The following is a 24463-nucleotide window of genomic DNA, read 5'->3' as shown; positions in this document are numbered from 1 at the left end:
TGGCAGCGGGCGTCAACGAGGGGGAGCGTGTGCTGGTCATCCACGGGTTGTGGCTGGTCGGCGCCGGTCTGGCGGTCTGGGCGGAGGACAGCTCGCTGCCGGCCCGGGCCCCGCGCCGTCCCGGTCGCGCCCCACGCGAACGTCCCCACCCGTACGCGGCGGACCACGCCACCCTGGCCGCCGCGCTCGGCGACGTCCCGGCCGGGGCCGGGTCCGCGCTGCTCACCCTCCCCACCCGCGCCGGCTCACCGCTGGACTCACCGGAGCTGGTCCGCGGCACCGCCGAACCGGTCCGCGGTCCGGTCACCCTCGCCGGCTGGCGCGTCCCCGTCCTGAGGTACGCCCCGGACGACGCGTTGACCCTGCTGCGTGCCCTCGACACCTGCGCCGCGGTGCCCGGGGCCACCCTGCGCCACCTCGCCGGCCTGGCCGACTTCGCGGTCGACCTGGTCGCCCGGGGGCGGCTGCTGCCCGTCCTCACCGACCAGCCGCACCCGGCCACGGGCCGGCCCGACGGGGTGGCGGGCGACCACGTCACGGCCTGGGCGGCCTGGCGACCGCTGCTCACCGGGACCGACGCCGGCTGGGCGCGCTCGCTGGCGCTGGCCCTGCCCCCGGCCGCCCGCGCCGCCACCAGCGCTGATCCGGCCGACGCCGCGGACCGGTTCGTGGCCGACCGGGCCAGCGCGGCCGACCGGGGCGTGGTGGCTGGCCGGGCCGGCGTGGCTGGCCGGGCCGGCGTGGCTGGCCGGGCCGGCGTCGGGGCCGGACCCGGAGGCCCGGGGCCGGGAGCGCTGGTGGCGGACGCCCTGGACGCGCTGACCGACGCCGCTGCCCGGGTCGCCCTCTCCGACACCGACCTGGCGCGGGGTGGCCGGCGCATCGGCGCGGTGGCGGGCTGGCTGACCGCGCTGACCGGCACCGACCGGGCGTTCACCGCCGAGCCGGCCGCGCTGGCCACCCTCCGCACCGAGCTGGACGCCTGGCAGCGGGACGCCGCGGGCGGCGCGGTACGGGCCAGTTTCCGGCTGGTCGAGCCGGCGGAGGACGAGGTCGTCGATCCGCTGGTGGTGGTGCCGGCCGACCCGGCGACCGTGGTCCGTCCGGCCGGCCGCTGGCGCATCGAGTTCGGCCTGCAGGCCGCCGACGAGCCGGGCCTGCACGTTGACGCCGGACAGGTGTGGCGGGCGCCGGAGACCGTGCCGGGGCTGGTCGGCCGGCTGGACAGCCCGCAGGAGACTCTGCTGGCCGAGCTGGGCCGGGCCGGGCGGCTCTGGCCGGAGCTGGACGACGCGCTGCGCACCCCCGCCCCCGAAGGGTTGGAGCTGGACGTCGAGGGCGCGCACCGGTTCCTCCGCGACGGCGCGCCGGTGCTGCACGCCGCCGGTTTCGGCGTGCTGCTGCCGTCCTGGTGGCGGCGGCCGTCGGCGCGGCTCGGCGCCCGGTTGCAGGCCCGTAGCCGCACCGCGCCGGGCACGGTGGCCACCAGCTCCGGCGGGCTGGGGCTGAACGCGCTGGTCGACTACCGCTGGGAGGTGGCGCTCGGCGACGAGTCCATCGGCGAGGACGAGCTGGCCGCGCTGGCCGAGCTGAAGACCCCACTGGTACGGCTGCGCGGCCGGTGGGTGGAGCTGGACCCGCAGCGGCTCGCCGCCGGCCTGCGACTGCTCCGCTCCTCCGGCGAGCTGACCGTCGCCGACCTGCTCCGGATGGGCCTGGCCGGGGCGGAGCAACCCGACGCGCTACCGGTGCTGGAGGTGACCGCCGACGGCCCGCTGGGTGATCTGCTCGCCGGTCAGGCCGAGCGGCGACTCACCCCGCTGGACCCGCCGCCGGGCTTCACCGGCACGCTGCGGCCGTACCAGCGGCGGGGGCTGGCCTGGCTGGCCTTCCTCCAGTCGCTCGGGCTCGGCGGGGTGCTCGCCGACGACATGGGGTTGGGCAAGACGGTGCAGCTGCTCGCCCTGCTGGCCGGGGACCCGCCGGAGGCCGGACCGACCCTGCTGGTCTGCCCGATGTCGCTGGTCGGCAACTGGCAGCGGGAGGCGGCGAAGTTCACGCCGGGGCTGCGCGTCCACGTGCACCACGGCGCGGAGCGGGCCCGGGGGGCGGAGTTCACCGAGGCGGTGCACGCTGCCGACCTGGTGCTGACCACCTACTCGGTGGCCGCCCGGGACGCCGTCGAGCTGGCCTCCGTGGGCTGGCACCGGGTGGTGGTGGACGAGGCGCAGGCGATCAAGAACGCCTCGACCCGGCAGGCCGAGGCGGTCCGCGCGCTGCCCGCGCGGCACCGGGTCGCGGTCACCGGTACGCCGGTGGAGAACCGGCTGGCCGACCTGTGGTCGATCATGCAGTTCGCCAACCCGGGGCTGCTCGGCCCGGCGTCGAGCTTCCGGCAGTCGTACGCGGTGCCGATCGAGCGGCACGGCGACGCCGAGGTCGCGGCCCGGCTGCGTCGGATGACCGGCCCGTTCGTGCTACGTCGGCTCAAGACCGACTCCTCGATCATCTCCGACCTGCCGGAGAAGCTGGAGATGGAGGTGCTCTGCAACCTGACCGCCGAGCAGGCCTCGCTCTACCGGGCGATCGTCGACGACATGCTGGCGAAGATCGAGTCCAGCGACGGGATGGAGCGGCGCGGCCTGGTGCTGGCCACCATGACCCGGCTCAAGCAGGTCTGCAACCACCCCGCGCAGCTGCTGCGCGACGGGTCGGCGCTGCCCGGGCGCTCCGGCAAGCTGGAACGGCTGGAGGAGATCGTCGACGAGGTGCTCGCCGCCGGGGAGAAGGCACTGCTCTTCACCCAGTACGCCGAGTTCGGCGGGATGTTGCGCGGGCACCTGTCGGCCCGGTTCGGCCGCGAGGTGCTCTTCCTGCACGGTGGTGTGGGCAAGGCCGACCGGGACGCCATGGTCACCCGCTTCCAGTCCCCGGACGGCCCGGCGCTCTTCGTCCTCTCGCTCAAGGCCGGCGGCACCGGACTCACCCTGACCGCGGCCAACCACGTCGTCCACGTCGACCGGTGGTGGAACCCGGCGGTGGAGGACCAGGCGACCGACCGGGCGTTCCGGATCGGTCAGCGCCGGCGGGTGCAGGTGCGCAAGTTCGTCTGCGCCGGGACCGTCGAGGAGAAGGTGGCCGCGATGATCGCCGAGAAGCGTGGCCTGGCCGCGTCCGTGGTGGGCAGCGGCGAGCAGTGGGTCACCGAACTCTCCACCGCCCAGCTGCGCGAGCTGTTCGCGCTGGAGGCCGGGGCGGTGGTCGAGTGACCCGCCCCGCCGCCCCGGGACCCGACGGCGGCGCGGCCGGTGGTCGGTTCGCCGACTTCGGCCGGCCACGCCGGGTCGACGGTGGCCTGAAGGCGCGGAGCACCCGGGGAGCGATCGGCGTCTCCTGGTGGTCGCGGCGCTTCCTGGAGGTGCTCGAGTCCTTCGCTCTCGGCACCCGGCTGACCCGGGGCCGGTCGTACGCGCGGCGCGGCCAGGTGCTCCGGCTCGACGTCACGCCCGGTCGGGTCGAGGCCACCGTCCAGGGTTCCCGGGCCGAGCCGTACCGGGTCGGCATCGCGTTGGCGCCGTTCCCCCCGGCGCTGTGGGAGCGGGTCGAGCGGGAGTTGGCCGGGCAGGCGTTCTTCAGCGCCCGGCTGCTCGCCGGTGACCTCCCGGCCGAGCTGGAGGAGGTCTTCGCCGAGGCGGGCGCGCCGCTCTTCCCGGCCGGGGTGGCAGAGCTGACCCAGCGGTGCAGCTGTCCCGACTTCGCGGTGCCGTGCAAGCACCTGGCGGCGACCTTCTACCTGCTCGCCGAGGCGTTCGACGCGGACCCGTTCCAGCTGCTGCACTGGCGTGGCCGCAGCCGGGCCGAGCTGCTGGACCGGCTCCGCGCGCTGCGCGCCGGCGGCGACGTGACCACATCGTCCGCTCAGGACGCGACATCCGACGCGGCGCCGGATGCGCCCAGCCGGGCGCCGACGGCCACGGCGGCGCCACCACCGCAACCGCCACCGGCTGCCGGGGCGGCGCGGGTGCTCGCGGACCTGCCCTCCGCGCCGCTGGACGAGGCGGTCGACCGCTTCTGGCTGCCTCCCGTGCCGCTGCCGGACCGGCCGCCCACCCTGGCCACCGGGGCGGAACTGCTGCTCCGGCAGCTCGGCGCACCCGCCCCGGCGATCGGTGGTCCGGGCCTGCTGGAGCGGTTGCGCCGGGCGTACCGGACCTTCGACGGATCCTGACCGCGGCCCGCCTGCCCTCGCGGATCGGCCTGCTGGCCTTGCCCGGCCTGTGCGATCCCGGCCCGCTGGCCTGGCCTGTGCGAACCCGGCCTGCGGGGGCCGGCCCGGCGCGACCCCAGTCTGCTGGCCCGGCCTGTGCGAACCCGGCCTGCGGGCCGGCCCGGCGCGACCCCAGCCTGCTGGCCTGGCCTGCGCCTCATGCCCTGAGAAGCTGGGCTGAGCGAAGCTGGCCTGCGTGGCTCGGCCTGCGTGGCCCCGCCGCCGTGTGGCGCGGCGGCGGGCCGGATTCCGGTCGTCGGCCATCACCCCTCCGGACGCTTTAGAGCTGATGACGTCAACGACTCACCCACCCCACGCCGCCGTGAGTCGTTCGCGTCATCAGCTCTAAAGGACGCACCGGTCCTGACCGCGGCCCGCCTGGCCGCGCAGGCGCGGCCTGCTGGCCTGGCCTGGCCTGCGCGAAGCTGGCCTGCGGGGCTCTCGGCCTGCGTGGCCCCGCCGCCGTGTGGCGCGGCGGCGGGGCCGGATTCCGGTCGTCGGCCATGTCCGTTCCGGACGCTTTGGAGCTGATGACGTCAAGCGACTCACCCACCGCGCGCCGCGTGAGTCGTTCGCGTCATCAGGTCCAAAGGGCGCAGCGGACGCGAGGGCCGCTTGAGTCGTTGGCGTCATCCGGTCCTGGGGCGCACCGGGGGCGCGGGTTCGCACCGGACCCCAGGGCCACACACGCGGGTAGCACCGGACGCCAGGACCGCACACGCGGGTCGCGCCGGACGCCAGGACCGTACAGGCCGGCCGCGCCGGACTGGGGTCACGGCGGACAAGAGGGCCCGGATACGAGGGCCGCACCGGGCGAGGTTCGCGGCCGGGCACGAGGAGCGCACCGGGCACGAGGACCGCGGTGGTAACGCCCGGGCCGGTGTGGAGCGCGGCGAGCCGGTGCGGTTGCGTGCCCGCCGGATCCTGGACAGCTGGCGGTCCACACGAGCGCCCGCTGTCCAGGACCTGCGGCGTGGCAGAGCCGGCGGTGTCACAGCCAGCGGCGGCGGAAGCGCCACATGAGACCGGCGTTGACCGCCAACACCACGGCGCAGATCGCGCCGGCCATCCGTCCGGCCAGCACGGTCATCGCCGGCAGCGACGCCCAGAGCACGATCGTCAGCAGCATCAGCAGCCGTCCACGTCGGGCTCGCGCCCGATGGTCGAGTCTCGCGAAGAACTTCGGATCGCTCTCCCGGAGCTGGCGGGTGATCTGGTCGAATCTGCGCTGATCCTCTTTGCTGAGCATGGCGGTGCCTTCCCCTCACGGCTTCAGCGGTCCGGCGGCTTACCCGCTGCGGCGGCGGCTCACGCCCTCGCGTCGCTGCTACTTTGCCGCCTGCCGCTACCCGCCCCCGGACCTCGCGGCGACCTCAGCGCAGGCTTATCCGATCCTTAAGTTTGCCTGTGCCCGTGAACGGCGCCATCAGCGCCGCGTGGGGGCGAAACGTTACGTCCGGGCCGTCGGCGTACGTGTCGTGCCTGCTCCGGACGTCCGGGCCCGGCCCGGCCGAAATCCACCCACGGCGCTGCGTGCTGAGTACTGGCTTAAGTGCGGTCCTGGCGGGCGATCGAGCGCCTTGAAGGCGTCCAACCCCTTGGCTACTTTCCCGTAGCAACTCCTCAGGCAACAGTCGCCGCACCCTCCGCCCCGCCCCGGTCGCAGCGTGTCGGCGCCTTGAAGAAAACGGGATTGGTACATGGCCGACCAGAATGTGCCACCACGCCGAGCGCGGGACGACCGCGGCTGGGACGGGCGACAGCACCCCACCGCGGACGGGTACCGCGACGCGCCCGGCCCCACGCCGTACGGCTACCAGACCGCCCACCCCTACGGCGGCCAGAGCGCCCCGCACGCCGAGTACGTCCACGCCGGACATCCCGCCCCGCCGCCCGCCCGCGGACCGCAGTGGGTCGGCCCGCAGGGGCTCGGCCGGCAGTCGTTCCAGCAGCCCGCCGGCACCGGACTGCCCAACCTGGACGACAACGGCGACCGTGGTGGTGACCAGGTGGGCCGGCGGCGTGCCCTCGTCGCGCTCGGCGGCACCGCCGCCGTGGTCGCCGGCGGCGTCGCGCTGGGGATGAGCCCCCAGGTCCGTGGCCTGTTCGTCGGCGACGAGGCGCGGATCGCCGGTGACGCCACCGGCACCACCGTCACCGACGGCACCGCCGCGCGTCCCAGCGGCCAGCAGCCGAGCACGGTGCGCACCTACACCGAGCAGAACGAGAGCTACATGGGCTCCCGAGCCGGCGCGGCGCTGAAGAAGAACGCCCCCGCCGGTGGCCGCACCTTCTCCGGCCCGGCCGCCGCCGCCGCGGAGACCCCGGTGACGGTGAAGACGGTCCTCGCGAAGGACCCGATCCGGCACCTCGCCAGCCGGGCCACCTTCGGCGCCACGCCCAAGGTGCTCGCCGACATCAAGCGGATGGGCATCGACGGCTGGCTCCGCGCGCAGCTGGACCCGGAGAAGATCGCCCCCAGCCGGGCCGAGCTGAAGCTGGCCGACCTGCCCACCCTCAAGTTGAGCACCCGCCAGCTGCGCGACCAGCGCGACCAGCTCAACGAGCGGGGCGCGCAGCCGGAGCGGGAGATGGTGGACGCCACCCTCGCCCGGCAGATCTGGTCGGAGCGGCAGCTCTTCGAGGTCATGGTCGACTTCTGGAACGACTTCCTGCACGTCGCCGGCGACTTCGACGGCGGTGAGGTGTACCGCAACTCCTTCGACCGCGACGTCATCCGCAAGCACGCCCTGGGCAGCTACCCGGACATGCTGGTGGCCGCGAACAAGCATCCCGCGCTGCTGCTCTACCTGAACCAGGTCGACTCCAGCGCGAAGGCGGTCAACGAGAACCTCGCCCGGGAGAACCTGGAGCTCTACTCGGTCGGCGTCGACGGCGGCTACACCGAGAAGGACGTCCGGCAGGCGGCCCTGCTGCAGACCGGCCGCAGCGTCAACGACGGGGAGTACGTCTTCCGCCCGGACCGGCACTACCTGGGCAAGGTGAAGATCCTCGGGTTCAGCCACCCCAACAACTCCGCCGACCCGAAGACCGCCGACCAGGTCATCGACGCGTACCTCACCTACATCGCGCTGCACCCGTCGACCGCCCAGTACGTGGCGCGCAGCCTGGCCACCCGGTTCGTCTCCGACACCCCGCCGAAGTCCCTGGTGGACCGGCTGGCCAAGACGTACACCATCAACAAGGGCATGGTGAAGCCGCTGCTGATGACGCTCTTCAGCTCCTCGGAGTTCTGGGCGTCGGTGGGGCAGAAGGTGCGCCGGCCGATGGAGTACCTGGTCGCCACCTACCGGACCCTCGGCGTCTCGCCCGAGGCGGCGCCGGGGTTCAAGCCGGGCGACAGCCGGCGCACCGCGTTCGCCCAGGGGCTGCGGCAGATCCAGGACAAGCTGCGCGAGCTGGGCCAGTACCCGCTGGGTCAGCCCACCCCGGACGGCTACCCGGACGTCTACGTCGCCTGGACCTCCGCCGGCACGATGGTCAACGGCTGGAACGAGGCCGGGGAACTGGTCGCCGGCTACCGCACCCAGTTCACGTTCACCAAGCCGGAGAAGCTGGTGGCGAAGCCGCCGGCGACCGCCGGGGCGTACGTGGACGCGCTGGCCCAGCGGTTGGTGCACCAGAAGCTCAGCGCCAAGGAGAAGAGCCTGATCCTCGGCGTCGCCGGTGTGCCGGCGACCGCGAAGGTCGACGCCACGTTCAACGGGGCCATCACCGCCGTCGCGCGGGCGATCCTCGCTTCCCCCCAGCACCACCTCCGGTGAGGCACCCGATGGAGAAGACTGTGCACACGTTCCCCCTGCACCCCGAATGCCCCGACCTGCGGCGGCTGGCCGACAACCCGGCCGAGGCGCTGCTGCGCGCGGAGGCGGACGTCGTCGCCGCCGAGAACGCCGCCGAGCGGGACCGCTACCGCCGGTTGGAGGACCTGGAGGAGGCCCAGCAGGACGGTCGCGGCGTGACCCGGCGGACCTTCGTCGCCGGCGCCGCCGCCACCGCCACCGCGCTGGCGACCGCCCAGTTCGTCACCACCTCGGCGTCGTTCGCGGCGACCAAGACCGGCACGCTGATCCACGTCTTCCTCTACGGCGGGCTGGACGGTCTGAGCGTGGTCGCCCCGGCCGACGACCCGGTGCTCGGCAAGGCCCGGCCCGACCTGCTGCTCGGTGACGACTCGCTGGCCGTGGGCCGCGGCTTCAAGCTGACCAGCGCGTTCAAGCCGCTGGAGCAGTGGCTCAAGGCCGGTCAGCTCGGCTTCATCCCGGCGGTCTCCGACGAGCGGCTGTCCCGCAGCCACTTCCAGGCGGCGGACGCCTGCAACCTGGGCGGCCTGCCCAGCGAGACCGGCGGCCGGGGCTGGCTGGACGGCCTGGTCGACACGCTCGGCAAGGGCACCGCGTTCCGCAGCGTCGGCATCGGCAGCACACTGCCCCGGTCGCTGGTGGGCAACAACGGCGCGATCTCGCTCAACAGCGTCGGCTCGCTGCGGCTCAACGGCGACGACAAGTACCGGGCGGCCACCGAGAAGGCCATCCGTGGCCTGTTCACCGGGATCAACCACCCGGTGGAGGAGGCGGTGCTCGACGGCATGGGCGCGCTGGCGACCGCGCAGCGGCTCGCCGCCAAGCCGTACCAGCCGGCCGAGGGCGTCCGGTACGAGGGCGTCGGCGGCGCGTTCCAGCAGCTCGCCCAGCTGATCAAGGGCGGGGCGAACGTCCGGGTCGCCACGGTGGGCATGGGTGGTTACGACACCCACGAGAACCAGGGCACCCGGGAGGGCGGCCAGCTGCACCAGCGGCTGAACGAGCTGGCGAGCGCGATGGCCGCGTTCTTCACCGACCTGGGCGACAAGGCCGCCGACGTGACGATCATGGTGTCCAGCGAGTTCGGACGCCGGGTCGCCTCCAACGGCGGCGGCACCGACCACGGCCACGGCGGGGTGGTCACCATCCTGTCCGGCCGCAAGCTCGCCGGGTCGCTGCTCGGTAACTGGAACGGGTTGAACGATCTGGACTCCGGCGACGTACCCGAGTACAACAACATGTTCAACGTCTACGGAGCCGTGGCGCAGGGCCGGTTCGGCCTGACCAACGCGGAGGTGGACAAGATCTTCCCGAGGCAGAAGTACACCCCCATGAAGCTCTACGCGTGACGTACCAGGACCTCCACGCCGCCGGCCGTCGTAGCGGGAGCGAGCTCCCGTACGGCGGCCGATCGGCTGCCCCCGTACCCCCGCCCCCGCCTCTGCCCCCGGCGCTGCCACGCCGCGGGCCGGGCGGGCGGCGGGCCCTGGCGGCGCTCTTCTGGCTCGGCCTGGTGGCCGCCGTGCTGCCCTGGTGGCGGGACACCCCGGCCGGCTCGCTGGCCGGCACCGCCGACGTGCTCACCGCGGGCGGCCGGATCACCGGCCTGGTCGCCGGCTACCTGCTGCTGGTCCAGGTGCTGATGATGAGCCGCCTCGGCGTGCTGGAACGCACGCTCGGCGGCGAGCGGATCTCCAAACTGCACCGGGACGTCGGCGCCACCCTGCTGGTCGCGGTGCTGGCGCACCTGTCGCTGCTCACCGTCGGCTACGCGAAGGTGGAGGGCAACTCGGTCCCCGGCCAGGTCGGCGCGCTGCTGCGCGACTACGAGGACATGGTCTCCGCGTTCGTCGCGGCCGGCATCATGGTGGCGGTCGGCTTCACCGGTATCCGGGCGATCCGCCGGGCGATGCCCTACGAGCTCTGGTACCACCTGCACCTGACCAGCTATCTCGCCCTGCTGCTGGGCTACGCCCACCAGTTCAGCAACGGCGCCCAGCTCTACTCCCCGGGACCGGTGCGCACCGGCTGGATCACCGCGTACCTGCTGGTGGTCGCCGCCCTGGTCTGGGGTCGGGTGGTCGCTCCGCTGCGGCTGAACCTGCGGCACCGGCTGCGGGTCGCCGACGTGGTGGCGGAGAGCCCCGACACCGTCTCCATCTACCTGACCGGTCGGCGCCTCAACCAGCTGGACATGCTCGGCGGGCAGTACTTCCGCTGGCGCTTCCTCACCCCGGGCTGCTGGTGGCAGTCGCACCCGTTCTCGCTCTCCGCCGCCGCCAACGGCCGCTGGCTGCGGCTGACCGTCAAGGTGGTCGGCGGGCACACCGCCGACCTGCGCGACCTCGACGCCGGCACCCGGGTCTGGGCGGAGGGCCCGTCGGGCACCTTCACCGCCGCACACCGCACCCGGGAGCGGGCCCTCCTGATCGCCGGGGGCAGCGGCATCGCCCCGCTGCGGGCGATGCTGGAGGAGCTGCCGCCCGGCGCCGCGCTGATCTACCGCGCCCGTACCCCGGCCGACGTGCTGCTGCACCACGAGCTGGACTGGCTGGCGCAGGCCCGGCACACCTCCGTCTGGTACGTCGTCGGCCGCCGCGACGACCCCGGCCCCCGCCAGGTGATGAGCCCAGAGGGGCTGCGCGGGCTGGTGCCGGACCTGGCCCGCCGCGACGTCTACCTGTGCGGCCCGTCCGGGCTGGTGGCGGAGTCGGTGCGGGTGCTGCGCGCCGCCGGCGTGCCCCGCCGGCAGATCCACCTGGCCCCCTTCGAGCTGTAGGAAGGCACCACCTGATGCGTCGCGCGCTCCTCGCGGTCACCGGTCTCGCCGCCAGCACCACCGTGCTGGTGGTGCTCAAGGGCGCACCCGGCGCCGGCCAGGCCGCCCAGGACGTCCCCGTCGCCCAGGCGCCGGCCACCCCGGGCGAGCCGGCCCGGGGCGCGGCGCCCAGCCCGACCGCCGCCGCGCGCGGGGCCGCCCCGTCGGCGAAGCCGACCGCCGGCCGCACCCCGTCCGGCACCCGCAGCACCACCGCCGCGCCGCGGAGCACCACGGCCGCGCCGCGCACCACCCGGGCCGCGCCGCCGAAGAGCACCACCCACACGGTCTTCGGCCCGGAGATCTCCTACGAGTACGGCACGGCGACCGTGCAGATCACCGTCACCGGCAACAAGATCGTCGACGCGGTCGGCTACCTGCCGGAGGGCGGCCAGTCCGCCCAGCGCAGCAGCAAGGTGAATGCCGCCTACAGCGGGACCCAGGGCGACGTGGTCGATCTCCAGAGCGCCAACCTGGACACGGTCGCCACCGCCACCGCGACCAGCAACGCGTACCAGCGGTCGTTGCAGGGCGCCATCGACCGGGCGTTCTGACCGTGCCGGCGGCGACCCGGCCCGGCCTGCGCCGGGTCGAGCAGATCATGGGTACGGCGATCAGCCTCGACCTGGCCGACGACCTGCCCGCCGCGACCCTGCACGAGCTGGCCGAGGAGACCTTCGACTGGCTGCGCGAGGTGGACGCCCGGTTCAGCACGTACCGCGACGACAGCGAGGTGTGCCGGCTGGACCGGGGCGAGCTGGCGCTCGCCGAGGCGTCGGCCGACCTGCGGGCGGTGCTGGAGCGCTGCGCCGACCTGTGGGGCGCCACCGACGGCTTCTTCGACGCGTACGCCACCGGCCGGCTGGACCCGTCCGGGTACGTCAAGGGGTGGTCGGCGCAGGTCGCCTCGGACCGGTTGGTCGCCGCGGGCGCGGTGAACCACTGCCTCAACGCCGGCGGCGACATCCGGGTCCGGGGCCGTTCGTCGGCCGGGCGGCCGTGGCGGATCGGCGTGCGACACCCCTGGGACCCGGCGGCCACCTGCCTGGTGCTCACCGGCACCGACCTGGCGGTCGCCACCTCGGGCGTCTACGAGCGGGGCCACCACGTGATCGACCCGCGCCGGGGCGAGCCGGCCCGGGGCCTGCGCTCGGTCACCGTGCTCGGCGCGGACCTCGGCGTCGCCGACGCGTACGCCACCGCGGCGGTGGCGATGGGCGCGGCCGGCATCGGCTGGCTCGACCGTCTCCCCGACCACCTGCACGCCGTCGTCACCGACGACCGCCGCCTCCTGCACTCCACCAAGCTCCCCCTGACCACCTGACCCCGGTGCGGTGCCGGGCGTGGTCAGCGGGCGGGGCGGCGGGTGCCGGTGGGGCGGGAGCCGGTCGGGCGGGACCGGCCGGGGCGGGAGCCGCCCGGGCGGGTGCCCGACCAGCGGCGCGCGCGCCCGTGGTGCGGTGGTGGCTCGGCGCCTTCGGCGTGCCGTGCCGCGTCGTCCGTGGACATCACGTACCCCCGTTCCCGGCGCGACCGCGCCCTCACCCGGTGCAACGAGTCCGGCGCCGCCCGGGACGCTGCCCGATGGTCGACCCGTGCCGACTCAGTGGCCCCGGCGGGGCAGCGGGAGCTGGCCGGGAAGCAGCTCCGGGGTGAGGGTCACGCCGCTCGCCCGCAGCGCGTCGATCAGGGCGTTCTGCACCAGGTACGAGTCGGGCAGCTGCCAGCGGGCCTGCTCGGGGGCGACCGCCCACCGCACCGGGCCCTCCGGCAGCCGGGTCGGCGGCGCCGGGATCCACGACCCGGGTCCGTGGTGCACCACGTGGAAGCAGTGCTCCAGCTCGGGTCGGAGCGGGTCACCGGTGCGGACCAGGAACATCCACCGCCCGGTCGGGGTGACCAGCACCGGGCCGCGTACGCCCGGACCGGCCGGGTGGGTGGGGAGCGCGTCGAGCACGTGCCGGCCCAGGTGCGCCGGCACCTCCAGCACGTCGAAGGCCCGCCCGGTGGGCAGCAGCACCCCGTGCGGTCGGCTGCGCCACCAGGTAGCGACCCGGGCCGGGTCGGCGCTCGCCCCGTGTTCCCAGTCCTCCAGCGCCGGGTGGCAGCCGACGGTGGGGCAGCCGGCGCGACCGCAGACGAAGCGGCTGCGGGCCAGGCAGGCGCCGGGGGTCACGGCCCAGCCGTGTACGGCGTACCGCACGGCGATCCGGCGCAGCCGGACCCGCTCGATCGGTGACAGCTGGGCGACCCGCGGTCCGACGTTGCCCCACATGTCCGTGATCTCCCCTCGCCGTGACGGGATGTCCCGCCAGGTCACATGTCGAGCACCGTCACTGCCGTAACCCGCGATCGTTGAGCTGACGAAAGGCTCGTGCAACTTGCACGAAAACTACGAGGACTGGCTGTACGGCTGACGTACAACCTGTGCGACCAGCGAAAACCTGGGACGGACGGATCCCGCGGGGGAGCCTCCGGACACCGGCCGGGCGGACACCAGGGGGAGGGACAGGGAGATGGACGAGCTTCCGATAGGCCGGCGAGTGGCGTACTGGCGCGGGCGGCGCAAGATGTCGCAACAGGTCTTCGCCGACCGGCTCGGCAAGTCGAAGAGCTGGGTGGACAAGGTCGAGCGCGGGGTGCGCCGGCTGGACAAGTTCTCCGTGCTCTACGAGATCGCCGACATCCTCCAGGTCGACGTGCAGCTGCTGCTCGGCAAGGACCCGGAGCGGCGGACCGACGCGCTGAACTGCATCGACCAGATCGAGGTGCAGGAGATCCGGGCCGCCCTGGAGCGGTACGACTCGATGAGCGCGTACTTCGACGCCGCGCCGTTCCCGCCGCCCCTGGCCGACATGCGCAAGGCGGTCAACCACGCCTGGCTCACCTACCAGTACGGCCGCTACGGCATGCTGACTCGCGCGCTGCCGAAGCTGCTGCGCGACGCGCAGGCCGCCGACGCCGGCTACCGCGGCGACCAGGCCCAGGAGGCCGCGCACCTGCTCGGGCAGGTCTACCAGATCGCCTCGTCGGTGCTGCGCAAGCTCGGCGAGTGCGACCTGGCCTGGCTCGCCGCCGACCGGTCGATGGCCGTCGCCCAGCGCGCCGACGACCAACTGCTGGCCGGGATCGCCACCACCCGGGTCTGCAACGCCCTGGTCGCCATGGGTCGGGCCCGTCCGGCGCTGGAGCTGAACGTCACCATCGCCAACCGACTCGCCCCCGGCGGTGGCAACGACGCCTCCCCGGGACGGCTCTCCGTGTACGGGATGCTGCTGCTCCAGGGCGCGATGGCCGCCGCCCGGATCGGCGACTGCGCGACGGTCGACGACCTGCTCAACGGCGCGGAGGAGGCGGCCAACCTGCTCGGTGGGGACCAGAACCACTACTGGACCTCGTTCGGCCCGACCAACCTGGAGCTGCACCGGGCCGCCGCCGCGGTCGAGCTGGGCGACGGCGGCCGGGCGGTGGAGATCCACCAGCAGCGGATCCAGGAGCCGGCGTTCAACGCCCTGCTGCCCGAGCGGCGGGCGCACCACCTGCTCGACGTCGCCCGTGGCTACGCCCAGCTCGGCGACGTGGCCAACGCGGGGGAGATGCTGCTGCGCGGCGACCGGCTGGCCCCGTCCGAGATCCGCTGTCGGCCGATCGCCCACGAGGTGATGTCGGACGTGCTGCGTCGCACACGGGGTGCGCCGCCTCCGCCGATAGCGGAGTTGGCTGAGCACATGGGAGTCGGAGTATGAGAACGGTGCCGGCCGGATGAGCGGCCCGCACCCGAGCAGCGAGCCCCGCGAGGTGCTCTACGTCATCGCCTGCGGTTCGCCGCTGGCCCGCCACGTCGGTCGCCTGGTCGAGCTGGCCCAGCAGGACGGCTGGGAGGTCTGCCTGGTGACCACGCCCGACGGGGCGAAGTTCGTCGACCGGGCGGCGCTGGCCCGGCAGACCGGTCACCCGGTACGCACCCACTACAAGAACGTGGGCGACCCCGACCTGCTGCCCCCGGCCGACGCCATGATCGTCTGTCCGGCGACGGTCAACACGGTCAACAAGTGGGCGGCAGGGATCACCGACACCCTCGCGCTGGGCCTGCTGGTCGAGGGGCAGGGCATGGGGCTGCCGGTGGTGGCGGTGCCGTTCACCAACGCCGCGATGGCCGCCCACCCGGCCTTCCGGGCCGGCCTGGCCCGGTTGCGCGAGTGGGGCACCACGGTGCTCTTCGGCGACCACGTCTTCCCCCTGCACGCGCCGGGCACGGGGGAGCGGCACCTCCAGGCGTTCCCGTGGGAGGTGGGGATCGCCGCCCTGCGTGACCGCGCCCGCGTCACCTCGGCCGCCTGACGAGCCTTGTCCATCGCCCCCCGTTTGCGGCGTGTCGCGGTGTCCGGGCACCCGCACACCGCAACACGGCGCAAACGGTGTGGACCACGCCGGGGCCGGCCCGGGCTCGGGCCGGGGGACACGGGCGGCGGGCGAGGCCCGGGCGACCCCTGCGCGCCGGTAAGCTGACCGGCCGTGAGCACAACCGCAGCCCCACCGACCGTCGCCGACGTGGTGGCCGAGCTGGAGCGGCGTTACCCGCCGGCCTGGGCCGAGGAGTGGGACCGGGTGGGGCTGGTGCTGGGCGAGCCCACGGCCGGCGTACGCCGGGTCGCCTGCGTGGTCGACGTGGTCCCCGAGACGGTCGCCGAGGCGCTCGCCGCCGACGCCGACATGATCGTCGCGCACCATCCGCTGCTGCTGCGCGGGGTCTCCTCGGTCGCCCCGACCACGTACAAGGGGCGGATCGTGCACGACCTGATCCGGGCCGGCGTCGCCCTGTACGTGGCGCACACCAACGCCGACATGGCGGACCCGGGCGTCTCCGACGCGCTCGCCGCCCGGTTCGGGTTGACCGGGCTGCGTCCGCTGCACCGACCGGCGCCGGGCTCCCCGGCCGACGGCCCGGGCCGCGGCATCGGCCGGATCGGCGAGCTGCCCGCCCCGATGAGCCTGGCCGAGCTGACCCGGCTCGCCGCCACCGTGCTGCCCGCCACGGCCTGGGGAGTTCGCGCCGCGGGTGATCCCGCGCGTATCGTGCGTACCCTCGCGGTCAGCGGCGGCTCCGGCGACGCCTTCCTGGCCGAAGCGACCGCCGCCGGGGTGGACGCCTTCCTCACCGCCGACCTGCGGCACCACCCGGCCGGCGAGCACCTGGCCGCCGGGGGGCCCGCCCTGCTGGACGCCGCCCACTGGGCGACCGAACGACCCTGGCTGGACGACCTGGCCGCCCACCTCCGGGCCGGCCTCGGCGTCGAGACCGTGGTGTCCGACCTGGACACCGATCCGTGGACCGTGCATGCCGCCGCACCCGCACTGGACGACAAGGAGCCCCGACTGTGAAGGCTGAACCCCAGGTCCAGCGCCGCCTGCTCGACCTGCAGGCCATCGACACCGCCCTCGCCCAGCTCGCCCACCGCCGTCGGGCCCTGCCCGAGCGGGCCGAGCTGGAAGGGCTGGCCCGTGAGCTGTCCGCGCTGGAGGACCAGCGGGTCCGCGCCCAGGTCGCCGTCGACGACCTGGACCGGGACATCGCCCGGCTGGAGAAGGACATCGACCAGGTCCGCGCCCGCAAGGACAAGGACGAGGTCCGGCTCGCCGCCGGCAGCGGTCCGGCCCGTGAGCTGGAGGCGCTCCAGCACGAGCTGGTCTCGCTCAACCGTCGGCAGGGCGACCTGGAGGACGCCGAGCTGGAGCTGATGGAGCAGCGCGAGACGGCGCAGGGGGTGCTCGACGGGATCGAGGCCCGGATGGCCGAGGCGCGCGAGCGGCGGGCCGCGACCGAGCAGCGCCGCGACGAGAGCCTGGCCGGGATCGCCAAGGAGGAGGAGTTCAAGAAGGCGGCCCGCAAGCCCCTCGCCGCCGACCTCCCCGACGACCTGGTCACCCTCTACGAGAAGATCCGCGAGGACACCGGGCTGGGCGCCGCCCTGCTCGCCGGTGGCCGCTGCGGCGGGTGCCGGCTGGAGCTCTCCGGCGCGGACATGGCCCGGATCCGCAAGGCGGCCCCGGACGAGGTGGTCCGCTGCGAGGAGTGCCGGCGGATCATGGTCCGCACCAACGAGTCGGGTCTGTAGTCCGGTGGCGGTGCGCGCGGTCGTCGTCGAGGCCGACGGCGGGTCCCGGGGCAACCCGGGGCCGGCCGGCTACGGCGCGGTGGTCCGGGACCCGGACTCCGGCGAGGTGCTGCTGGAGCGCTCCGAGGCGATCGGGTCGACCACCAACAACGTCGCCGAGTACCGGGGGCTGATTGCCGGTCTGGAGGCCGCCGCCGAGCTGGGCGCCGCCGAGGTCGAGGCCCGGATGGACTCCAAGCTGGTGGTCGAGCAGATGTCCGGCCGGTGGCAGATCAAGCACCCGGGGCTGCGTCCGCTCGCGGCTCGGGCCGCCGCCCTGGTGGACCGCTTCGACACCGTCCGGTTCAGCTGGATCCCCCGGGAACGCAACAAGCACGCCGACGCGCTCGCCAACGCGGCGATGGACGCCGCCGCCGGGAAGCCGGCCCGGCCGGTCGCCGTGGAGCCGCCGCGTGAGGTGGCCGCCCCGGACTCGGCGGCCCGCGCGGCGGCCCGGGAGGTGGCCGCCCGCGCCGCCACCCGTACCGCCGCCACCGATCCGGCGACCACGAAGCCCTCCTGGGAGCCGCGGCCCAGCTTCACCGCGACCCGGCTGATCCTGGTCCGGCACGGTGAGACCGAGTGGACCGTCCAGCACCGCTACGCCGGCCGCGCCGACGTGCCCCTCTCCGAGCACGGCCGGGCCCAGGCCCGGGCCACCGCCGCGCGGGTGGCCGAGCTGGCCCCGTCCGTGGCGGCCGTGCTCAGTTCCCCGCTGTCGAGGTGTACGGCGACCGCCGAGGCGATCGCCGGGGCGCTCGGCGACGTCCCGGTACGCCGGCACGACGACTGGATCGAGTGCGACTTCGGCGACTGGGACGGCCGGACCTTCGCCGAGGTGCGCGAGGGTTGGCCGGGCGAGCTGGACGCCTGGCTCGCCTCGACGCGGATCGCGCCGCCCGGCGGCGAGTCGTTCGTCACCGTCGCCGAGCGGGTCGACCGGGCGGTGGCGGCGCTGCTCGAGGCGTACCCCGGGGAGACCGTGGTGGTGGTCTCGCACGTCTCGCCGATCAAGCTGGCGTTGCGGGACGCGCTGGCGGCCGGCGACGCCTTCCTGCACCGGCTCTACCTGGACGCGGCCGGCATCTCGGTGCTGGACATGTGGCCCGACGGCGGCGTCGCGGTCCGCTCGGTCAACGACACCGCGCACCTCTCCGCCCGCTGACCGGACCGCCCGCCGCGCCGCTCGGCGCAGGTGGGCGGCCGTTCGGCGCAGGATGATCCACCGGTAGAACGTGACTGCGCTCACAGGGTCGTAGCCTCCGGCCGTCACATGGCAGCTACGACTCTCCCGGAGGTGTGTCAGATGACCGCACCCGAACCGGAGGCGCCGGCAACGGCGTCATCCAGGGCGAAGGACCACAGTCCCTGGAACTGGTTGCTTTTCATCCCCATCGTGGTGCCGCTGATCCCGGCGTTCTTCAACGCCGACTCGCCCCGGATCCTGGGCTTCCCGCGCTTCTACTGGCTGCAACTGGCCTACATCCTGCTCGGCGTGGCCACGACGACGCTCGTGTACCAGATGACGAAGAAGCGGGGTGTCCGGTGAGCGCGAGGAGTGAGCCGGGCCTGCGAGCCCCGCAGTCGCGAGCGAAGGAGGCGCAGTGATGTGGCGTGATCATCTGACCGAGATCATCGTCTTCACGTTCCTCTTCCTCCTGGTCAGCGCGATGGGCTTCGTCGCGGCCCGGTGGCGCGCCCCGAAGGACATGGCCCACCTCGACGAGTGGGGCCTGGGCGGGCGCAACTTCGGCGGCTGGATCACCTGGTTCCTGGTCGGCGGTGACCTGTACACCGCGTACACCTTCGTGGCGGTGCCGGCGTTGGTCTTCGGCGCGGGCGCGATGGGCTTCTTCGCCGTGCCGTACACGATCGTGATCTATCCGTTGGTCTTCCTGGTGCTCTGCCGGCTCTGGTCGGTCTCCCACCGGCACGGCTTCGTCACCCCGGCCGACTTCGTCCGGGCCCGGTTCGACTCGCCGGTGCTGGCGCTGCTGATCGCGATCACCGGCATCGTCGCGACCATGCCGTACATCGCGCTGCAACTGGTCGGCATCGAGGCGGTGCTCAAGACCATGGGCGTGACCGGCGACAACGCGATCGCCCGGCACCTGCCGATCATCATCGCCTTCGCGATCCTGGCCGCCTACACCTACCAGTCGGGGCTGCGGGCACCGGCGCTGATCGCCTTCGTCAAGGACACCCTGATCTACATCGTGATCCTGGTGGCGGTCCTGTACCTGCCGTACAAGCTGGGCGGCTGGGGGGAGATCTTCGACAAGGCGGACGCGAAGTTCACCGCCTCACCGAATCCCGGCGACGGCATCCTGCTCAACGCCAACAACCAGCTCCAGTACGTCACCCTGGCGTTCGGTTCGGCGCTGGCGCTCTTCCTCTACCCGCACAGCATCACCGGCGTGCTGGCCAGCCGGAACCGCGACGTCATCAAGCGGAACATGTCGGCCCTGCCGGCGTACAGCCTGCTGCTCGGGTTGATCGCGCTGCTCGGTTACATGGCCATCGCCGCCAACGTGAAGCCGCTGCCCGGGGCGAAGCCGGGCAGCGTCGACAGCAACACGGTGGTGCCGGTCCTGTTCGACCAGCAGTTCCCGGACTGGTTCGCCGGCGTCGCGTACGCGGCCATCGGCATCGGGGCGCTGGTGCCGGCGGCGATCATGTCGATCGCGGCGGCGAACCTGTTCACCCGCAACATCTACAAGGAGTACCTGAAGCGGGACGCCAGCCCGGCGCAGGAGGCGAACGTCTCGAAGATCACCTCGCTGGTGGTGAAGGTCGGCGCGGTCGCCTGCATCGTCTTCCTCGACCCGCAGTTCTCCATCGACCTCCAGCTCATCGGCGGCGTGATCATCCTCCAGACGCTGCCGGCGGTGGCGCTGGGCCTCTACACCCGGTGGTTCCACCGCACCGCGCTCATCGCCGGCTGGGCGGCCGGCCTGGGCATGGGCATGTGGATGCTCTACCAGATCGGCAACCCGACGACCGGCAAGAAGCACTTCGCCGGTTCGGCGTTCCCGCTGGAGAAGTTCGGCTTCGACACCCCGCGGACCATTTACGTGGGCATCGTGGCCGTGCTCGTGAACCTGGCCGTCGCGGCGCTGGTGACGTTGCTGCTGCGGCTGGGCAAGGTGGCCGAGGGCGTCGACCACACCACGTCGGACGACTACTTCGCCGACGAGGGCGACCCCCGGGTGACTCCGGGTACCGAGGCGGACGCCAACGCCGCCCGCGAGCCGGTCGCCTGACCGCCAGGGGCCCCTCGTCCGACGCCCCGCGTCGCACGAGGGGCCCCGCCGGCGGCCGGCGGCTCAGGCCAACGCCCGCCAGAGCAGGTAGAGGCCGATCACCGTGCCGAAGACCACGATCAGCGTACGGAGCACCACCGGCGGCAGGCGGCGGACCAGCCGGGCGCCCGCGTACCCGCCGACGAGCGTGGCGGGCGCGACCACCGCGACCGCCGCCCAGTTCACCGGCCCGAACAACGCGAACACCGTCACCGTGGTCAGCCCCACCACGGCCGAGAGTAGGTTCTTCACCGCGCTCACCCGGGCCAGCGTCGCGTCCAGCACCAGGGCCAGCCCGGCGACCAGCATCACCCCGAGGGCCGCACCGAAGTAGCCGCCGTACACCGCGCCGACGGCGACCATGGCCTGCACGGAGACGGTACGACGGCGCGGCGACAGGTCGCGCGGATGGCCGACCAGCCGGCGCAGCGGATCCTGGAAGGCCAGCACCGCGGTCGCGCCCAGCACCAGGAACGGCACCACCAGCTCGAACGCCCGGGCCGGGGTGGCCAGCAGCAGCAGGCACCCGAGGACCGTTCCGACGACGGTGGTGGGCACCAGCGTGGCCAGTCGCCGGGCCGGCGGCAGGTCCGCCCGGCTGCCCGCCACGCTGGCCAGGTAGCCGGGGCAGACCGACACCGAGTTGGTGACGTTCGCCGGCACCGGCGGCAGGCCCACCGCGATCAGCGCGGGGAAGGTGATGAGCGAACCGCCCCCGGCCACCGCGTTCACCGTGCCCGCGGCGAGACCGGCGGCGAGCAGCAGCGCGGCGTCGGAAAGATCCATGGTGCCCCGAGGCTAGTACGCGCCGCTTCCCGCCGCTCGGGCGCGCGGACTCAACCTTTCGAGGCCCTGCCGCGTCGTTCCCGTCGACGGAGTTCGACGGAGGGAGCGGCACAGTGCACGGTCAGGTTCGGGGGTCGACGCGTGGCTGACGCGGATTTCCGCGAGTTCGTCGAGGTCCGCTACGGGGATCTGCTGCGGACGGCGTACCTGTTGACCGGCAGCCGGGACGCCGCGCAGGACCTCGTGCAGGAGGCGCTGCTGAAGGCGATGCGGCGCTGGCACACAGTCGACGAGCCGATGGCGTACGTACGCCGGGCGATGGTCAACGAACGGACCAGCCGCTGGCGCCGGATCGGGCTGCGGGAACTGCTCACCGCCGTGGTGCCGGACCAGGCCGGTCCGGACTCCGCCGACGGTGTCGTCGTCCGTGACGAACTGCTCAGGGCGCTGGACCGGCTGCCGGTCCGGATGCGCACGGTGCTGGTGCTGCGCTACTGGGAGGACCTGCCGGAGGCCGCCGTGGCGGCGGCGATGGGCTGTTCGGTCGGGACGGTGAAGAGCCAGGCGGCGCGGGGGCTGACCCGGCTGCGGGGGGTGCTGGGCGGGGGCGTCGCCGGTCGGGCGGTGCCCGGCGAGCTGATGGGGGAGCGGGCATGAGCGTCGACGAGCTGCGGGCCGGGCTGGCCCGGATCGCCGCCACCGTGGTGCCGGACGAGGACCCGTACGGCCGGCTGGTGCGCCACTCGCGGCGGCGCCGGCGGCGTCGGTTCGCGGGGTTCGGGGCGGCGGTGGCCGCGCTGCTGGCGGCGGCGCTGGCCGGGCCGGCGGCGTTGACCGCGGCGGGCCTGGACGGTCGGCGCGACGACGACCGCGACGTTTTCCACGGCCATCCGGTCGACTCGGAGTGGAGCTGGCGGCTGATCAACTCGCCGACCCGGGGGAGCCTCGCCCAGGACCGGGCTTTCCTGGCCGAACTCACCCGCCTCGCGCGGCGAGGGCACGACCGGCTGCTGATGGGGGCCGAGCTGTCGACGGTGAAGGTGCTCTGGGCGGACGACTCGGCCGGCTTCCGCCAGGTGGTCCTCGCCTACCACTCCGACACCGCCGCCGCGCTGGTCAGCCTGCAGGCCCGGACCGGCACGTCACCCGAGGACATGCTGCGCGGCAACGCGGAGGGGAACATGCCACCGGACCCGTTCGCGGTGCTGGACATGCAATCCGGCCAGCCCGGCGACGAGAATCGGTGGCTGCTCGGGCTGGCACCGGCCGGCTGCGCCGTCTCGTACGCCCGCTCGGGCGAGCTGGCCAACGGGGTGCAGCGGCCATGGGAGCCCGCGCCCGGCGGCGACCACCTGCTGGTCGAGCAGAGCCAGGCCCGTGGCTGGTGGCGGGTCGAGTGCGACGGCCGGCTCCGACAGGCCGGCCCCGTCGGTCCTCGGCTCTTCACCGCCGACACCCGCTGGGAGGGGAAGGACGACCCGCCGGACGGCCGGCCGAACCCCTCGCCGACCCCCGACTGGCGGGCGGCGCGGGGTGCGGACACCGCGTACCGGAAGCTGGTGGACGGCAGCGGCCTGCCGGGCTCCGCGTCGCCCGTGCTCCGCTGGGCCGGCGAACTGGACGACCGCGACGCCGTACTCGTCGGCCCGCCCGGCAACGGTCCGCTGGTCCTCCAGGTCGGCTCCGGGGAGGGCGGGCTCCTCGCGCTCGCCGGCCCCGGCGGGACGAGGCCCGGCCTCCCGACCGCCGAACAGCTGTCCCGGGAGCCGATTCCGCTGCTCGCCACCGGGACGACCGTCCAACTCGAGATCCTGGCGGGGCGCACCCACGACCTGGCCGCGATCCGCGTCCCGGCCCTGGTCGACGGCCACGCCGCCCTCACCGACCGCCTGCTGGTGGTGCCGCGTCCCGCGGCCGCACGGGTCGAGGCGGTCGCGGACGGCCAGGTCCGGACCACCGCCGTGGTACGCGACGGCGCCGCGCTGCTGACCCTGCCGCTCGGCGCCGAGGTGACCCTGCGCGCCCTCGACGGCGACGGGAAGGTGATGGCCTCCGGGGCACTGCGCGAGCCGGCGCGGGGTGAACGGGTCTTCAACGAGGCGCTCACCTGGGCCTGGTGAGCCCGGGGCGGGCAGGTTACGGGGCCTGCCCGTCGCGGCTCCCGGCCGCCCCGAGGGTGGAAATGGGCGGCGCTGCCGCGTCGTTAGGATGGGTACGCGACGGACGAGTCGACCGGGCGGTCGCGTCGGCGGGCTCCGGCCCGCCGCCGAGGAACGTCCGGACTCCACAGGGCAGGGTGGTTGCTAACGGCAACCCGGGGTGACCCGCGGGACAGTGCCACAGAAAACAGACCGCCGGCCCGTAACGGGACGGTAAGGGTGAAACGGTGGGGTAAGAGCCCACCAGCACCCCGGGTGACCGGGGTGGCTCGGTAAACCCCACCCGGAGCAAGGCCAAGCAAGGGTCGTCACCGCAAGATGACGACCCGGCGCAGACGCTTGAGGGTTGCCCGCCCGATGTCTGCGGGTAGGCCGCAAGAGCCTGTCGGCAACGGCAGGCCGAGATGGATGGCCGCCGCCGGCGGGTACCCCGCGAGGGGTACGCGCCGCGCACAGAATCCGGCGTACAGGTCGACTCGTCCGTCGCCCACCAGGTCGCAGCCTCGATCAAGGCTGCGACCTGATCCTGTTCCCTGCTGTCTATGGTGGTCGTCGTTGGCCGGCGATCGACGCCCTGGAGACGCCCCGACGCCCCAGGGGCGCCCTGGTCCTGCGGTCCGGCCGACAAGACGGCGGCGAAGGCCGATTCCACCGACGTGGGAGGGAGCCGGTAGTGGATATCGACGCGCTGCTCCCACGCGCTCGGACACCGCGGGACTACCTGGACCTCGTTGCGGACCCGCGAATCGACCAGGACGGGCTGCGCACTCTCGCCGGTAGTCCTTACTCGTTCGTACGGCTGGCCGTCGCCAAGGACATCCGCACAAGCGCGGCAACGCTGACCGAACTGCTCGCTGGCGAGTTCGACGAGTGGGACCGTAACCATCTGCTCAGGCTCGTTGCTCGACACCCGCAGGCGGACCGAGGTGTCCTGCTCAAGGTCCTACGGCAAACCGAAGTCCTGCTACGTCGGGCCGACACCAGGCCGTATGCCGCGGCGATCGCGCTGGCCAGTCGACCGGAGTTGGAACCTCATGAGGTCCGCCGCTTGGGGTGCCCACCGGGTGCGTCGCGACGGATGCGCCGAGGCGTGGAGCGGGCACTCGCGCGACGACCATGAAACCAGACCGGTGAGGTGCGCCAGGGGTTCTG

General features: G+C 73.9%; 20 protein-coding genes and 1 other RNA gene. 18 read left to right on the top strand and 3 right to left on the bottom strand.

What is annotated here, in order from left to right:
- The first annotated feature begins 29 nt into the window (after positions 1-29).
- Together AC5L3Z_RS23020 and AC5L3Z_RS23015 are read left to right on the top strand one after the other, a co-directional pair.
- The gene (locus AC5L3Z_RS23020) at positions 30-3269 is read left to right on the top strand and encodes an SNF2-related protein (protein WP_494844951.1); all 3240 of its coding nucleotides are present in this window, start codon (positions 30-32) and stop codon (positions 3267-3269) included.
- Positions 3266-4228, top strand: coding sequence for an SWIM zinc finger family protein (locus tag AC5L3Z_RS23015; RefSeq protein WP_494844949.1), 963 nt, complete (start codon positions 3266-3268; stop codon positions 4226-4228). The genes AC5L3Z_RS23020 and AC5L3Z_RS23015 overlap by 4 nt, the downstream gene beginning before the upstream one ends.
- Before the next feature lie 1030 nt (positions 4229-5258).
- On the opposite strand, the gene AC5L3Z_RS23010 is transcribed toward AC5L3Z_RS23015, so the two are convergent.
- Complete coding sequence (locus AC5L3Z_RS23010; RefSeq protein ID WP_334532999.1) at positions 5259-5516, bottom strand: DUF3040 domain-containing protein; 258 nt, start codon at positions 5514-5516, stop codon at positions 5259-5261.
- A 451-nt stretch (positions 5517-5967) separates the two neighbouring features.
- On the opposite strand from AC5L3Z_RS23010, the gene AC5L3Z_RS23005 reads away from it, so the two are divergent.
- The 5 genes from AC5L3Z_RS23005 to AC5L3Z_RS22985 are packed head-to-tail and all read left to right on the top strand — an operon-like array spanning position 5968 to position 12233.
- On the top strand, positions 5968-8052 hold the full coding sequence (locus AC5L3Z_RS23005; RefSeq protein ID WP_494844948.1) for a DUF1800 domain-containing protein: 2085 nt from the start codon (positions 5968-5970) through the stop codon (positions 8050-8052).
- An 8-nt stretch (positions 8053-8060) separates the two neighbouring features.
- The gene (locus AC5L3Z_RS23000; RefSeq protein ID WP_494844946.1) at positions 8061-9440 is read left to right on the top strand and encodes a DUF1501 domain-containing protein; all 1380 of its coding nucleotides are present in this window, start codon (positions 8061-8063) and stop codon (positions 9438-9440) included.
- On the top strand, positions 9437-10870 hold the full coding sequence (locus tag AC5L3Z_RS22995) for a ferredoxin reductase family protein (protein ID WP_494844944.1): 1434 nt from the start codon (positions 9437-9439) through the stop codon (positions 10868-10870). Before AC5L3Z_RS23000 ends, AC5L3Z_RS22995 begins: the two co-directional genes overlap by 4 nt.
- A 14-nt stretch (positions 10871-10884) precedes the next feature.
- On the top strand, positions 10885-11463 hold the full coding sequence (locus AC5L3Z_RS22990) for an FMN-binding protein (protein ID WP_494844942.1): 579 nt from the start codon (positions 10885-10887) through the stop codon (positions 11461-11463).
- A 47-nt stretch (positions 11464-11510) separates the two neighbouring features.
- Positions 11511-12233, top strand: coding sequence for an FAD:protein FMN transferase (locus AC5L3Z_RS22985; RefSeq protein ID WP_494845155.1), 723 nt, complete (start codon positions 11511-11513; stop codon positions 12231-12233).
- A gap of 279 nt (positions 12234-12512) precedes the next feature.
- On the opposite strand, the gene AC5L3Z_RS22980 is transcribed toward AC5L3Z_RS22985, so the two are convergent.
- Positions 12513-13184: a bifunctional DNA primase/polymerase gene (locus AC5L3Z_RS22980; protein ID WP_334530265.1), complete on the bottom strand. Its 672-nt coding sequence runs from the start codon at positions 13182-13184 to the stop codon at positions 12513-12515.
- 241 nt (positions 13185-13425) lie between these two features.
- Here AC5L3Z_RS22980 and AC5L3Z_RS22975 point away from each other — a divergent pair, with 241 nt between their 5' ends.
- From AC5L3Z_RS22975 to mctP, 7 genes are all read left to right on the top strand, one after another.
- Complete coding sequence (locus AC5L3Z_RS22975) at positions 13426-14655, top strand: helix-turn-helix domain-containing protein (RefSeq protein WP_494844941.1); 1230 nt, start codon at positions 13426-13428, stop codon at positions 14653-14655.
- A gap of 16 nt (positions 14656-14671) precedes the next feature.
- Positions 14672-15250, top strand: a complete 579-nt coding sequence (locus AC5L3Z_RS22970; RefSeq protein ID WP_334530259.1) for a flavoprotein — start codon at positions 14672-14674, stop codon at positions 15248-15250.
- 174 nt (positions 15251-15424) lie between these two features.
- Entirely contained in the window at positions 15425-16291 is an 867-nt protein-coding gene (locus AC5L3Z_RS22965) for a Nif3-like dinuclear metal center hexameric protein (protein WP_494844939.1), read from the top strand.
- Entirely contained in the window at positions 16288-17025 is a 738-nt protein-coding gene (locus AC5L3Z_RS22960; protein WP_494844938.1) for a zinc ribbon domain-containing protein, read from the top strand. Before AC5L3Z_RS22965 ends, AC5L3Z_RS22960 begins: the two co-directional genes overlap by 4 nt.
- A gap of 4 nt (positions 17026-17029) precedes the next feature.
- On the top strand, positions 17030-18229 hold the full coding sequence (locus tag AC5L3Z_RS22955) for a bifunctional RNase H/acid phosphatase (RefSeq protein ID WP_494844937.1): 1200 nt from the start codon (positions 17030-17032) through the stop codon (positions 18227-18229).
- A 141-nt stretch (positions 18230-18370) separates the two neighbouring features.
- The gene (locus AC5L3Z_RS22950; RefSeq protein WP_494844936.1) at positions 18371-18613 is read left to right on the top strand and encodes a DUF3311 domain-containing protein; all 243 of its coding nucleotides are present in this window, start codon (positions 18371-18373) and stop codon (positions 18611-18613) included.
- A 58-nt stretch (positions 18614-18671) separates the two neighbouring features.
- Positions 18672-20327, top strand: coding sequence for a monocarboxylate uptake permease MctP (gene mctP / locus AC5L3Z_RS22945; RefSeq protein WP_494844934.1), 1656 nt, complete (start codon positions 18672-18674; stop codon positions 20325-20327).
- 63 nt (positions 20328-20390) lie between these two features.
- On the opposite strand, the gene AC5L3Z_RS22940 is transcribed toward mctP, so the two are convergent.
- Positions 20391-21152, bottom strand: coding sequence for a sulfite exporter TauE/SafE family protein (locus tag AC5L3Z_RS22940; protein ID WP_494844933.1), 762 nt, complete (start codon positions 21150-21152; stop codon positions 20391-20393).
- Between the two features lie 141 nt (positions 21153-21293).
- Here AC5L3Z_RS22940 and AC5L3Z_RS22935 point away from each other — a divergent pair, with 141 nt between their 5' ends.
- From AC5L3Z_RS22935 to AC5L3Z_RS22920, 4 genes are all read left to right on the top strand, one after another.
- The gene (locus tag AC5L3Z_RS22935; RefSeq protein WP_494844932.1) at positions 21294-21809 is read left to right on the top strand and encodes a SigE family RNA polymerase sigma factor; all 516 of its coding nucleotides are present in this window, start codon (positions 21294-21296) and stop codon (positions 21807-21809) included.
- Entirely contained in the window at positions 21806-23272 is a 1467-nt protein-coding gene (locus AC5L3Z_RS22930; protein WP_494844930.1) for a hypothetical protein, read from the top strand. Before AC5L3Z_RS22935 ends, AC5L3Z_RS22930 begins: the two co-directional genes overlap by 4 nt.
- 104 nt (positions 23273-23376) lie before the next feature.
- Positions 23377-23794, top strand: an RNA gene (gene rnpB, locus AC5L3Z_RS22925) — RNase P RNA component class A.
- Positions 23795-23984: 190 nt separating this feature from the next.
- Positions 23985-24431: a hypothetical protein gene (locus AC5L3Z_RS22920; RefSeq protein ID WP_494844929.1), complete on the top strand. Its 447-nt coding sequence runs from the start codon at positions 23985-23987 to the stop codon at positions 24429-24431.
- The last annotated feature ends 32 nt before the right edge of the window (positions 24432-24463 follow it).

Source organism: Micromonospora sp. LZ37 (assembly GCF_059359015.1).
This window is presented reverse-complemented; position numbering and strand designations above follow the sequence as displayed.

Excerpts from the sequence above, each read along its gene's own strand:
- AC5L3Z_RS22990 (WP_494844942.1), top strand. The coding sequence starts at position 10,885 with ATGCGTCGCGCGCTCCTCGCGGTCACCGGTCTCGCCGCCAGCACCACC.
- AC5L3Z_RS22975 (WP_494844941.1), top strand. The coding sequence starts at position 13,426 with ATGGACGAGCTTCCGATAGGCCGGCGAGTGGCGTACTGGCGCGGGCGG.
- AC5L3Z_RS23005 (WP_494844948.1), top strand. The coding sequence starts at position 5,968 with ATGGCCGACCAGAATGTGCCACCACGCCGAGCGCGGGACGACCGCGGC.
- AC5L3Z_RS23010 (WP_334532999.1), bottom strand. The coding sequence starts at position 5,516 with ATGCTCAGCAAAGAGGATCAGCGCAGATTCGACCAGATCACCCGCCAG.
- AC5L3Z_RS22940 (WP_494844933.1), bottom strand. The coding sequence starts at position 21,152 with ATGGATCTTTCCGACGCCGCGCTGCTGCTCGCCGCCGGTCTCGCCGCG.
- mctP (WP_494844934.1), top strand. The coding sequence starts at position 18,672 with ATGTGGCGTGATCATCTGACCGAGATCATCGTCTTCACGTTCCTCTTC.
- AC5L3Z_RS22970 (WP_334530259.1), top strand. The coding sequence starts at position 14,672 with ATGAGCGGCCCGCACCCGAGCAGCGAGCCCCGCGAGGTGCTCTACGTC.
- AC5L3Z_RS22950 (WP_494844936.1), top strand. The coding sequence starts at position 18,371 with ATGACCGCACCCGAACCGGAGGCGCCGGCAACGGCGTCATCCAGGGCG.
- AC5L3Z_RS22985 (WP_494845155.1), top strand. The coding sequence starts at position 11,511 with ATGGGTACGGCGATCAGCCTCGACCTGGCCGACGACCTGCCCGCCGCG.
- AC5L3Z_RS22980 (WP_334530265.1), bottom strand. The coding sequence starts at position 13,184 with ATGTGGGGCAACGTCGGACCGCGGGTCGCCCAGCTGTCACCGATCGAG.
- AC5L3Z_RS22930 (WP_494844930.1), top strand. The coding sequence starts at position 21,806 with ATGAGCGTCGACGAGCTGCGGGCCGGGCTGGCCCGGATCGCCGCCACC.
- AC5L3Z_RS23000 (WP_494844946.1), top strand. The coding sequence starts at position 8,061 with ATGGAGAAGACTGTGCACACGTTCCCCCTGCACCCCGAATGCCCCGAC.